General features: G+C 73.4%; 11 protein-coding genes. 4 read left to right on the top strand and 7 right to left on the bottom strand.

Going from position 1 to position 11,198, the window contains the following annotated elements:
- A complete protein-coding gene (gene thrS, locus ABZS77_RS05030; protein ID WP_354817414.1) occupies window positions 1-1,218 on the bottom strand; it encodes a threonine--tRNA ligase in 1,218 nt (405 codons plus the stop codon).
- Window positions 1,219-1,735: 517 nt separating this feature from the next.
- On the opposite strand from thrS, the gene ABZS77_RS05025 reads away from it, so the two are divergent.
- The gene (locus ABZS77_RS05025) at window positions 1,736-2,356 is read left to right on the top strand and encodes a DedA family protein (RefSeq protein ID WP_354817411.1); all 621 of its coding nucleotides are present in this window, start codon (window positions 1,736-1,738) and stop codon (window positions 2,354-2,356) included.
- Between the two features lie 177 nt (window positions 2,357-2,533).
- Window positions 2,534-3,151, top strand: coding sequence for a DUF998 domain-containing protein (locus tag ABZS77_RS05020; protein ID WP_354817408.1), 618 nt, complete (start codon window positions 2,534-2,536; stop codon window positions 3,149-3,151).
- 50 nt (window positions 3,152-3,201) lie between these two features.
- Here ABZS77_RS05020 and ABZS77_RS05015 read toward each other — a convergent pair whose 3' ends face one another.
- Window positions 3,202-4,605, bottom strand: coding sequence for an NAD(P)H-quinone dehydrogenase (locus ABZS77_RS05015; RefSeq protein ID WP_354817405.1), 1,404 nt, complete (start codon window positions 4,603-4,605; stop codon window positions 3,202-3,204).
- A 106-nt stretch (window positions 4,606-4,711) separates the two neighbouring features.
- Between ABZS77_RS05015 and ABZS77_RS05010 the strand changes: the two genes are divergently transcribed.
- Window positions 4,712-5,167, top strand: coding sequence for a gamma-glutamylcyclotransferase (locus tag ABZS77_RS05010; protein WP_354817402.1), 456 nt, complete (start codon window positions 4,712-4,714; stop codon window positions 5,165-5,167).
- Between the two features lie 72 nt (window positions 5,168-5,239).
- Here the strand turns inward: ABZS77_RS05010 and ABZS77_RS05005 are convergent, their stop codons facing one another.
- The 4 genes from ABZS77_RS05005 to ABZS77_RS04990 all read right to left on the bottom strand — a co-directional run bounded on the left by ABZS77_RS05005 (window position 5,240) and on the right by ABZS77_RS04990 (window position 8,658).
- Complete coding sequence (locus tag ABZS77_RS05005; RefSeq protein WP_354817399.1) at window positions 5,240-6,199, bottom strand: GNAT family N-acetyltransferase; 960 nt, start codon at window positions 6,197-6,199, stop codon at window positions 5,240-5,242.
- Window positions 6,200-6,260: 61 nt separating this feature from the next.
- Entirely contained in the window at window positions 6,261-6,995 is a 735-nt protein-coding gene (locus tag ABZS77_RS05000; RefSeq protein WP_354817396.1) for a hypothetical protein, read from the bottom strand.
- Window positions 6,996-7,059: 64 nt separating this feature from the next.
- Complete coding sequence (locus ABZS77_RS04995) at window positions 7,060-8,022, bottom strand: hypothetical protein (RefSeq protein ID WP_354817393.1); 963 nt, start codon at window positions 8,020-8,022, stop codon at window positions 7,060-7,062.
- A 3-nt stretch (window positions 8,023-8,025) separates the two neighbouring features.
- Window positions 8,026-8,658: an MBL fold metallo-hydrolase gene (locus ABZS77_RS04990; protein WP_354817390.1), complete on the bottom strand. Its 633-nt coding sequence runs from the start codon at window positions 8,656-8,658 to the stop codon at window positions 8,026-8,028.
- A 93-nt stretch (window positions 8,659-8,751) separates the two neighbouring features.
- On the opposite strand from ABZS77_RS04990, the gene ABZS77_RS04985 reads away from it, so the two are divergent.
- Window positions 8,752-9,711: a DUF4349 domain-containing protein gene (locus ABZS77_RS04985; RefSeq protein WP_354819525.1), complete on the top strand. Its 960-nt coding sequence runs from the start codon at window positions 8,752-8,754 to the stop codon at window positions 9,709-9,711.
- On the opposite strand, the gene ABZS77_RS04980 is transcribed toward ABZS77_RS04985, so the two are convergent.
- Window positions 9,668-10,927, bottom strand: coding sequence for an amidohydrolase (locus ABZS77_RS04980; protein ID WP_354817387.1), 1,260 nt, complete (start codon window positions 10,925-10,927; stop codon window positions 9,668-9,670). The two genes, ABZS77_RS04985 and ABZS77_RS04980, sit on opposite strands and share 44 nt — an antisense overlap.
- Window positions 10,928-11,198: the final 271 nt, after the last annotated feature.

Here is an 11,198-nt window from a genome sequence, read left to right as displayed (position 1 = left end):
TCAGTCCGGGGGGAGCAGATCCGCCGAGCGGGCCGCGACCTGCCCGCCGATCAGGGCGAGCGCGGCGGCGGCCGGCATCGGGGGCAGGGCACCGCCGCCGCGCAGGCGCAGCGCGAGGTGCCCGTCGGCCACCTCCCGGGCACCCAGTACCCCGAGGTACGGGACGCGGCGGCGGGCCGCGTCCCGGACCCGGGCACCCAACGAGCCGGCGACGTCGACCTCGACCCGCAGGCCGGCGTCGACGGCCCGCCGGGCCAGCTCGCCCGCCGCGTCGACCTGCCCGGCGTCCACCGGCAGCAGCACCAGCTGGACCGGCGCGTACCAGGCCGGGAAGGCGCCCTCGTGCACCTCGATGAGGTACGCGAACAGGCGCTCCATGCTGCCGACCAGACTGCGGTGCACCATGACCGGCCGACGCCTGCCGCCGTCCGAATCGGTGTACGACAGGTCGAACCGCTCCGGCTTGTCGAAGTCCAGTTGGATGGTGGAGATGGTCGACTCCCGGCCCGCCGCGTCGACGATCTGAATGTCGATCTTCGGACCGTAGAAGGCGGCCTCCCCGGGCGCCTCGACGTACTCCACCCCGGCCAGCGCTCCCCGGAGCAGATCCTCGGCGTGCGCCCACTGCGCGTCGTCTCCGACGTACCTCCCGCCCGGCCCGCGCAGCGACAGCCGGAAACCGGCCGGGCGTACGCCGAGCGCGGCGTGCGCCGCCCGGATCAGCCCGAGGATCTCCACGACCTCCGCGCCCACCTGCCCGGGTGCGCAGAAGGTGTGCGCGTCGTTGAGCGAGATGGCGCGTACCCGGGACAGCCCGCCGAGCACCCCGGAACGCTCCGAGCGGTACATGCCGCCCAGCTCCGCGACCCGCAGCGGCAACTCCCGGTAGGAGCGGCCCCGGGCCCGGAACACCAGCGCGTGGTGCGGGCAGAGCGCCGGCCGGAGCACGAACTCGTCGTCGGCGCTCAGGCGCATCGGCGGGAACATGTCGTCGGCGAAGTAGCCGAGATGCCCGGAGAGTTCGAAGAGTTCCCGCTTGCCGAGCGGCGGCGAGTAGACGTGCTGGTGGCCGGAGCGGCGCTCCAACTCCCGGACGTACTCCTCGACGGCGTGCCGGGCGGCGGCGCCGGCGGGCAGCCAGATCGGCAGGCCGGCGCCGGCCAGCGGATCGGAGACGAAGAGGTCCAGCTCGCGGCCGAGCCTACGGTGGTCGATCATGTCGGGCTCCTGGATCGGGTACGACCCGGAGGCGACCTGGACACCGAACGCCGTGCGGCCCTCGGGGGCGGATCGCCCCGGGGCCTGGTCGACGGTGGTTACGTCAGAGCGGCGCGCCGGGGACACCCGGCGTCGTGGTCACTACTACCGCGCTGCGCATACGGCGACGCTAGCCGTGGAGCGGTCGGGGACGCACCCGAATTAACGGCGGTGCGCGAGGGGCGGGCCGCCGGCGCGGGACCCGCCGGCGGCCCTGGCGGCTCGCGGTCGTCAGGAACGGGGGACCCGACGGGCGGAGCCGCGCCGACAACGGTACGCCGACGAGCCCCGATCCGCCGACCGCTCCGGCGCGGGTGGCACGGCCCTCGGAACCGTCACCTGAACGCCGTTCGCCTCGTTGAACCGGGGTGGCCTGGCCGTGTCGACGGTCACGCCGGGCCGGGGCTGTCCACGGTGACGGCGGACACGCCGTCAGGCTCGATACACCCAATCGGCCGCATCCGGCGAGGTGGCAGGCGTGCCCGAACTACTGACTGACGTCGCATCGCCGGCGTGGGCGTACCTGGTGCTGCTCGCTCTGCTGATCGCGGACGCCTTCGTCCCGGTGATCCCCACCCAGATCGTCATGATCACCAGCGGTGCGCTCACCGTCTACGGCGGGCTCAGCCTGCCGGTCACCATCGCCGTCGGCGCGCTCGGCGTGTTCGCCGGCGACCTGGCCTGCTACCTGCTCGGTCGGGGCGCCCCCGACCGCCGGGCACCCCGGCACGCCGAGCCGAGCCGGGCCCGCCGGATGGCCAGCCGGGTCACCCAGGGGCTCCGACAACCCGGGCCGATGGTCATCCTGCTCTGCCGGTTCGTGCCCGGTGGCCGCATGGCGGCCTGCTTCTCGGCCGGCCGCAGCCGGTACCCGTACCGGCTGTTCGTGCTCTACGAGGCGGTCGCCGCGCTGGGCTGGGCCACGTACGGCGCCATGGTCGGGCACCTCGGCGGCACCGCGCTCACCGAATCGGCCTGGCGGCTGGCCATCATCGCGACCGCCGCCGCGGCCGGCTTCGCCGCCGCCGGATGGGCGATGACCCTGATCAGCGCCCGCCACGCCCGCACCGCCGCCGCCACCCAGGTCCCCCTGGACTAACCCCCTCCCCGCGCGATCTTGCGCTTTCTGCCCCGACAACTCGGGTAAGGCGCACATGAGCACGACCGAAAGTGCAAGATCGGCCTGGTTTTCGGGGCCTGTAGGGGTGGTTCCTGGGGTGGAATTCGGTGGGCGTCCCGGATTCGGCTGGGGGTCCTGCGGCGACAGGCTGCAGGCATGCCTGTTATCCGGAACACCGGCCTGTTGGCGCTCGGCGGGATCGCCGTGGCGGCGCTGCTCACCGTGATCGGTCACCTGGAAGTCAACGACGACCTCAACCCGTGGGCGCTGACCATCAGCGACTTCGCCGTCTCCGACCGGGGCGGTGTCATCGACGTGGCGATGGTGGTGCTGGCACTCGCCACGGTGACGCTGATGTACGGGCTGCGCCGTACCGGACCGCCGCCCGACCGGGCTGTCGAACTGCTGCTCGGTGCGTGGGTGGCGGGGTTGGCGGTGGCCGCCGTGGTGCCGACGAACGAGCCGGGCACCGCCATGACCACCGCCGCCTACCTGCACCGGTACGCCTCGGTCGTCGCCTTCCTGTCGCTGCCGGTCGGCGGCTGGCTGCTGGCCCGCCGGGACCAGCTGACACCGGCCGCCCGGTGGCTGCGCGGGTTGGCCGTGGCCAGCCTCGTCCTGGCCGCGGCCATGGTGTGGTCGGCCTACCCCGGTGAGCGCGTGCTGATCGGACTGGCCGAACGTCTGCTCATCCTCACCGAGGTCGGCGTGCTCACCGCGGTGGCACTCGTCCTCGCCCGCTCCGGATCACCGACCCGGGGCATCGCCGCCTAGGCTCCCACCCCGGGCACCTGGAGTGCCTCCGGGGCGAGCGCCCGCCGCCGTCACTCCAACTCGTGGAGCATCAGCTGGCGTGCCGCCTCGGTGATCGAGCCGGACAGCGACGGGTAGATGGTGATGGTCTGTGCCAGCTCGTTGACCGTCAGGTTGTTCTCCACGGCCATCGTGATCGGCAGGATCAGTTCGCTTGCCTTCGGCGCGACCACCACACCGCCGATCACCTGACCACTGGCCGGGCGGCAGAACAACTTCACGAAGCCGTCGGCGAGGTCGTCCATCTTGGCCCGGGCGTTGCCGGACAGCGGCAGCATCACCTGCCGGGCCGGCACCTTCCCGGCGTCCACCTCGTCCTGCGAGACGCCGACGGTGGCCAGTTCCGGGTCGGTGAAGACGTTCGCCGCGACGGTCCGCAGCCGCAGCGGACGGACCGCCTCACCGAGCGCGTGCCACATCGCGATCCGGCCCTGCATGGCGGCGACGCTGGCCAGCAGCAGAACGCCTGTGCAGTCGCCGGCGGCGTAGATGCCGGGCACGTTGGTCCGGGAGACCCGGTCGACGGTGACGTAGCCGCCCCGACCCAGCTCCACGCCGTACTCGGCGAGGCCCAGGTTGGCCGTGTTCGGGATCGAACCGACCGCGATCAGGGCGTGCGAGCCGGTGACCCTGCGGCCGTCGGACAGCTCCACCTCGACACCGTCGGCGGTACGCCGCACCGCGTCGGCCCGGGAGTTGTTGAGGATCTCCATGCCCCGGCTGCGGAACACCCGCTCGATGGCGGACGCGGCGTCGGCGTCCTCGTGCGGCATCACCCGGTCGCGGCTGGAGACCAGGGTGACCTCCACCCCCATGGCCAGGTACGCGCTCGCGAACTCCGCGCCGGTCACACCGGAACCGACAACGATCAGGTGCTCGGGCAACTCGGGCAGGTCGTACACCTGACGCCAGGTCAGGATGCGCTCGCCGTCCGGCACGGCGGTGGGGAGCTGCCGGGGCGTCGAGCCGGTGGCCACCAGCACCGAGGAGGCGTCGATCGAGTACTCGTCGGACCCGTCGGCGGGGGTGACGACAACCCGGTGGGTGTGCCCGAGGGCGTCCTCACCGAGCCGGGCGGTGCCGGCCACGAAGGTGACCCCCGCCTTGAGCAGCTTGGCGTGGATGTCGGCGGACTGGGCGAGCGCCAGCCGCTTGACCCGCCCGTGCACCGCCCGCGCGTCGACGGTCACCGCCTCCAGGCCGTCCGAGTGCACACCGAACTCCTCGGTGTCCCGGTAGCCGGTGACCACACCCGAGCTGGCGATGAAGGTCTTCGACGGTACGCAGTCGGAGAGCACGCAGGCCCCACCGGCCCCGTCGGCCTCCACGACTGTGACATCGGCGTCCAGCTGGGCGGCGACGAGGGCCGCCTCGTACCCGGCCGGCCCCCCGCCGATGATCACGATCCGGCTCACAGTGCTCGCCCTTCGTTGATGCTCACAGTGACTTTCTTCTCCCGAACGCACCCGACACGCACAGTCGTATTCTCCCCCACCCGCCGGCCGGGCTATCGTCATCGCCGTGGGTCATCACGCCGCCTACGGCTCAAACCTGGATCCCGCCCGGATGCGCGCCTACTGCCCGCACTCGCCGATGGTGGGTACCGGCTGGCTGGAGGGGTGGCGGCTGACCTTCGCCGGGGAGGACGTCATCGGCTGGGAGGGCGCGGTCAGCACCCTCGTCGAGTCCCCCGGTGACCGGGTGTTCGTCGCGATCTACGACATCCACCCGTACGACGCGGCCCAGCTCGACGAGCTGGAGGGGGCCACCGCCGGCACGTACCGCAAGCTGCACGTGCGGGTCTCCACCCTCGACGGCGACGTGACCGCGTGGATCTACGTGTTCGACGGGTACGAGGGTGGCCTTCCCACGTCGTGGTATCTCTCGGAGATCGCGAACGCCGCCGAGAAGGCGGGCGCCCCGGACGACTACGTCAACGAGCTGCGGTCCCGCCCCACCGGCACCGCGTCCGCGTAGCGCGTATCCCACGCCCCCAGTCTGCAACCGTCACCGATCGGCGCTTCCGTCGGGCCCCACCGGCGTCGTCAATCACACACCGGCGGCCGGGACGACACGCTCGTACATGTCGGTCCACAGGGTCTCCCGCAGGCCCACCGACTCGTACAGCGACAGCGGCGCGGTCGGGTTGGTCAGATCGACGCCCAGGCCGGCCGAGCGTCGACCCTTCGCGGCGTAGCGGGCGAAGGCGCGGCGCAGCAACGCCGCACCCACACCCCGCCGACGGTACGCGGACAGCACCGACAGCTTCTTCACCCAGCCCTCCTGCTGGTCGAGCGCCTGGTCCGAGGACTGCAACGCCCCGGCGGGCACCCCGTCCACCTCGGCGACCAGCCACTCGTCCCAGGCGGTCAGATCACCGATCCGGGCCCGCCACCGGTCGTAGGGCAGCGGCTCGTGATCCGGGGTGTCGGCGAAGGCCGACTCGTGGATGCGGTGGAACTCCCGCAGGTCGGCCTCGTCGTCGGGGCGTACCGGCCGCACCCGCACGCCGGGCGGGGCCGCCGGCTCGTCGGGCAGGTCGGCCAGCGGCCGGCTCATCCGGACGTACCGCTTGGCCCGGGTGAAACCGGCCTCCCGCAGGTACCGCTCCCAGTGGCGTTCCGGCGCGCAGACCGTGCAGCGGACGGTGAGCGACGGCAGCCCCCGCTCGGCGGCGCGCTCGGCGACCCGGTCCAGTTGTCGGGCCAGCAGCGGCGCCCGGACCGTCGCGGCGCGTACCGGGTCGACGTAGACCTCCACGAACTCCCGGCCGACCCCGGTCGGGTTGTCCACGGTCGCCCAGCCGACCACCGTGCCGTCCGGGTCGACCGCCAGCCAGGAGTCGCGGGTCGGGTCGAAGTAGGAGGCGGTCAGCGACGCCACGACGTCCTCGGCGTCGAAGTCGGGATGACCGATGGCGAAGGTGTCGGCGGCGTGCACGACCGCCAGGATCGCGGGCACGTCGTCGAGGGTGGGCCTACGCGTCGTCCAGCCAGCGGGAAGGGTCACGGCAGAACATCCTGGCAGCCGCCCCCGGCCGGCGCCGCCCATTTTCTCGGCGGCCCGGGGCTCAGGCGAGGGCCGCCCGGGTGCGGTGCAGCAGCTCCGCCAACTCGGCGCCGTCGGCGGGGCCGAGCGCCGCGAACGCCGGCGCGGCCAACCGGTTGGTCACCGCCTCGGCCCACAGCCGTCGACGTACCAGCGGGCCGATCGGCGGGTACGGGGGCGACCAGCCGCAGGCCACCGCGCCGCCTTCCCCCTCCGGCCCGGCCAGCACCGCCTCCAGCGGGGTCATCCCGGCGGCGCGCACGGCCAGCAGGTACGCGCCGGTGAAGTGTTCGCGCAGAAGCCGCAGCCCGGCGGCGGTTCGGGCGCCCGTCGAGAGGTCCGGTAGGGGCATGGCCCGCCACGCGGCGAAGAGCGGCATCGCGCTCGCCTCCGCGGCGACCACCGACCGCTCGACGAGTGTCGCCAGGCGCTCGGCCCCGGGCAGGCCGCCGAGCTGCTGCGCTCCCCACCGGCAGCACTCGGCGAGGCTCGCGGCGGCCACCTCGAACGGCGGGACGACCCGACCGGCGGCGTCCCAGCCGTCGGCGACCGCGTCCGGGGCGATGAAGCCGAGGGCGGCGGCGGCCGTCTCGGCCCGGACGTCGCCGAGCGCGCCGGCCCGCCCGCTGATGTAGAACGCCCAGCCGGAGATGCCGAGCAGCCGGGCCCGACGCAGGGTCGCCGGGTCCCGGCTGAACGCGTCGCCCAGGTCGAGCACGACGGGCTTGCTGGCGGCGGCGACCTGCTCCGGTGTCATCCGAGCGTCCGCCCCGGCCTGCTCCGGCCCGGACCTGCCGCCCGTTCGTCGTCGTCCATCGATGTCAGTCTGCCGCGCCGCCGCCGGAGTCCGCAGTCCCCTCTTCGGCCGCCAACGCCTCGACCGCCGCCTCGACCTCGCCGGCACGCCGGCGGGCCACGGTGACCGCCCGCTCGGCCGCACGGCGGGCGAGTTTGGCCCGGCTGAGGTCCTGTTCGGCGACCGCCCGTCGGCGCTCCAACTCGGCCAGCTCGGCCTCGATGGTGTCCAGCGCCTCGGCGCCGGCCTGCTCCTGCCCGCCCGCCTCGGCCAGTTCGGTCTCGGCCCGCTGCTGGTCGGCCCGCGCCTTGGCCAGTTCCCGGTCCAGCGCCCGGCGCTGCCGGTCCCGTTCGGCGCGGGCGGCCCGTTCGGCACGCTCGGCGGCCCGATCGGCGGCACGGTCCGGGGTCGCCTCGGTGTGTCCGCGCTGGGCCGCCGGTCGGCGGGACGGACGTTCCGCCTTCTCGTCCGGGCCGGTGACCAGCCGGAGCTGGGGTCGGGGCACCTCGCCGAAACCGGCGTACGTGGCCGAGCGGATCAGGCGGCCGGCCCGGACCTGTTCGGCGACCTCGGCGTCGGACAGCGCCGCGTTGAGCGTGGCCTCCACCTCGGCCAGTGGCAGCCTGCCGACCGGCGGCGCGTCGGGCTCCGCCGCGGCCAGCTTGCGGACCTCGGCGACGAGGGCACCGACCACGGCCCGGCGTTGGGCGGACAGCTCCCGCAGTCGGGGCCCGCGCAGTTCCCGCTGGGCCGAGCGCAGCGCGTCGGCGAGCTGCACCAGGTCGGCGACCAGTTCGGGACGCTTGATGGCGAGCAGGTTCACCAGCCAGGCGGCCACCGTGGGGCGACGCAGCCGCGCCACCTGCCTGGCGGTCGCCGGATCGCCGGCCCGCCGGGCCTCGGCCACGGCCGCGTCCCGCGCGGCCACGAACCGGTCCGGCGGGATGCGGTAGAGCTGTCGCACCAGCTCCGGGGAGGGGCCGGGCATCGCTCAGACGTCCACCCGGCTGCCGGGCTCCAGCCGCTGGTACTCGGTGCCGGACATCGCCGTGTACTGCCGGTTGAGCAGGGCCAGCCCGTTGTCGTTGAGCAGCCCGTCGTGCAGGGCGTACGCGCGCCGGGGTGCGACCGCCCGGATGAAGTCGAGCACCTCGGAGAACTTCGACCAGGGGGCGTGGATCGGCGCGAAGAGCGTGTCGACGGGTGTCTCGTCCGGCACCACGAGGGCGTCACCCGGGTGGTAGACCGCATCGTTGATCAGGTAACCGAGGTTGTCGATCACCGGAAGGTCCGGGTGGATCACCGCGTGCTTGCCGCCGTATGCGCGGACGGCGACACCCGCGGCGGTGAACGACTCGCCAGTCGTGACCGGGTGCAGCGCCTCCGCCGCGTCGCCGAGGGTGCTGGCGAGCGAGGCGGGCCCGTGGATCGGGAACGGCCGCCGGTCGAGTTGCAGACGCACCGCCGCCAGGTCGAGGTGGTCGGGATGTTGGTGGGTGATCAGCACCGCGTCCGCGCCGTCCAGTGCCACCGCCGGGTCGCTGAACATGCCGGGGTCGACGACGAGCACCCCGCCGTCGTGTTCCACCCGGAGGCAGGAGTGGGCGTACTTGGTGAGCCGCATCGTGACTCCTCGATTATCGAATCGTGACGTCCTCAGCGCAGTCTGCCGGAACCAGCCGTGGCGCGCGTCGCGTCCGAGGTATCGGCACACCGGCTGACAACGATGGGAGCGGGGATGGACAAACGGGAGGGACGACGCCGCGGCACGCTGCTGGCGGTGACGACACTGGCGGCGGCGCTGGCCGTGGCGGGGTGCGGCGCCGACGACAGCGGGGCACGGGACACCGCGGATTCGGCGGCCAAGGCGCCGGCCGTCGCCGGCGAGGCGGGCCGGGACGCCGCCGCGGGCGCACCGGAGGCGGCCGGGGCCGGCGCACCGGACCTGCGGGTCGACCAGCGGGCGATCATCTACACCGGAGCGATGCGGGTGCAGGTGGACGATGTGGACGCCGCCGCCCGCGAGGTCACCGCCGTGGCCACCCGGGCCGGTGGCTTCATCGGCGGCGACCAGCGGCGCAGCGCCGACGCCGACGCGGTGGCGGAGTTGGAGCTGCGCGTACCGGCGGCGAAGTTCACAGGCGTGGTGGACGAGATCGCGAAGCTCGGCCGGCAGCAGAGCCGGGAGATCAGCACCCAGGACGTCACCGAGGAGACCGTCGACCTGGACGCCCGGATCACCAGTCAGCGTGCCCGGGTGGACAGCGCCCGCCGGTTGCTGGCCCGCGCCACCTCGATCACCGACCTGGTGTCGTTGGAGAACGAGCTGGGTCGCCGGGAGGCCGATCTGGCCTCGCTGGAGGCCAAGAAACGACGCCTCGCCGACCTGACCGCCCTGTCCACGGTCACCGTGTCGCTGGCCGGGCCGGCGGCGAAGACCAGCGAGGAGGAGGCCGAGACCGGCTTCCTGGTCGGGCTCAGGGACGGCTGGAAGGCGTTCGTCGTCTCGATGACCGTCCTGCTGACGGTGCTGGGCGCGCTGCTGCCATGGCTGGTGGCGCTCGGCGTTCCGCTGGCGCTGCTGCTGGTGGTGCTGCGACGGCGGCGGAAGTCACCGGCCCTCGTCGCTCCGGTCAGCGCGCCGCCGCCAGTGCCCGCAGCGCGGTCTGCACCATGACGCGTACGCCGGCCGGGATGGCTCCCTCGTCCACGTCGAACGACGCCCGGTGCAGGTCGACGTTGGGGCCGGAGCGGCCAACGCCGAGGCGGGCGAGGGCGCCGGGGACGTACTCCAGGTACCAGGAGAAGTCCTCGCCACCCATGCTCTGGGGCGTCTCGGCGATCCCCTCCGGGCCGAGGGCCGCGCCGGTGGCGGCGGTCAGCACCTGGATGGCCCGGGAGTCGTTGCACACCGGCGGCCGGCCGCGCAGGTACTCCAGGTCGACTGTCGCGCCGGTCGGGGCGATCACGTCCCGGACCACCTGAGCGACGATCTTGGGGGCCTGCTCCCAGGTGTCGCGGTCCATCACCCGCAGGGTGCCGGACGCGCTGGCCTCGGACGGGATGACGTTGTAGCGGGTGCCGGCCGAGGCGTGGCCGAAGACCAGCAGCAGGCCGCTGTTGGCCGGCACCCGGCGGCTGACCAGGGCGGGCACCTCGGTGATCAGCCGACCGAGCGCGTCGACCAGGTCGACGGTCAGGTGCGGACGGGCGGTGTGCCCGCCGGGGCCGGAGAGCCGGACGGTGACGTTGTCGGCGGCCGCGGTGATCGGGCCGACCCGCAGGCCGACCTGACCCACCGGCAGGTTCGGGTCACAGTGCAGGGCGAAGATCTGCACCACGTCGTCCAGGCCACCGGCCTCGATGACCTCCAGCGAACCGCAGGGCAGGATCTCCTCGGCCGGCTGGAAGATGAGCCGGACGCGGCCGTCCAGCTCACCGAGGTCGGCGAGCTGGGCCAGCAGCATGCCGACGCCGAGCATGATCGTGGTGTGCACGTCGTGGCCGCAGGCGTGGCAGACACCCTCCACGGTGGACCGGTACGGCACGTCCTTGGAGTCGTCGAGCGGCAGGGCGTCGATGTCGGCGCGCAGCGCGACGACCGGGCCGTCGGGGCGCCCGTCGATGTCGCAGATCACGCCGTTGCCCTTGGGCAGGAGCCGGGGTTGCAGACCGGCCAGGGACAGCTCCCGCGCGATCAGGGCGGCCGTCTCGAACTCCGTACCGGACAACTCCGGGTGTGAGTGGATGTGACGGCGCGTGGCGATCAGCCCGGGTACCCGGAGCGCCAGGAGGTGGTCCAGGTCGCGGGGCAGCGGCTGGGACCCGGGCGGCGGCTCCGGCCAGGACGACGCCAGCTGGCTGCCGGTGGGCAGCGTCAACGCACTCGTCACGTCGAATTCTCGATCACTAGAAATGGATGGATCATCGGGAACAGCAGACAGCCTAGACCTCCGGCGGTGACGCTGCGCAACCTCGTTCCGGTAATGATCGGACCGCGCAGCGTCACGTATGCCCTGCTGAGCGCGCTCGGAGAGGTGCGGGACAGCAGGTAGATCGCGGTCGAAGGCCGTCATCCGCCCCTCACCTCCTACAACGCGTAACCGATCCCGGCGGTCACGAATCTCGGTGCCGACCACCGGCCCCTGTTGCGAATTGTCGCAT

The organism is Micromonospora sp. NPDC005298 (assembly GCF_040607375.1).
Taxonomy (GTDB): Bacteria; Actinomycetota; Actinomycetes; order Mycobacteriales; family Micromonosporaceae; genus Micromonospora.
This window is presented reverse-complemented; position numbering and strand designations above follow the sequence as displayed.

What these genes read in the sequence shown, in the direction of transcription:
- thrS (WP_354817414.1), bottom strand. Translation starts at nt 1,218, where the DNA reads ATGATCGACCACCGTAGGCTCGGCCGCGAGCTGGACCTCTTCGTCTCC.
- ABZS77_RS05020 (WP_354817408.1), top strand. Translation starts at nt 2,534, where the DNA reads ATGCCTGTTATCCGGAACACCGGCCTGTTGGCGCTCGGCGGGATCGCC.
- ABZS77_RS05000 (WP_354817396.1), bottom strand. Translation starts at nt 6,995, where the DNA reads ATGACACCGGAGCAGGTCGCCGCCGCCAGCAAGCCCGTCGTGCTCGAC.
- ABZS77_RS04995 (WP_354817393.1), bottom strand. Translation starts at nt 8,022, where the DNA reads ATGCCCGGCCCCTCCCCGGAGCTGGTGCGACAGCTCTACCGCATCCCG.
- ABZS77_RS04990 (WP_354817390.1), bottom strand. Translation starts at nt 8,658, where the DNA reads ATGCGGCTCACCAAGTACGCCCACTCCTGCCTCCGGGTGGAACACGAC.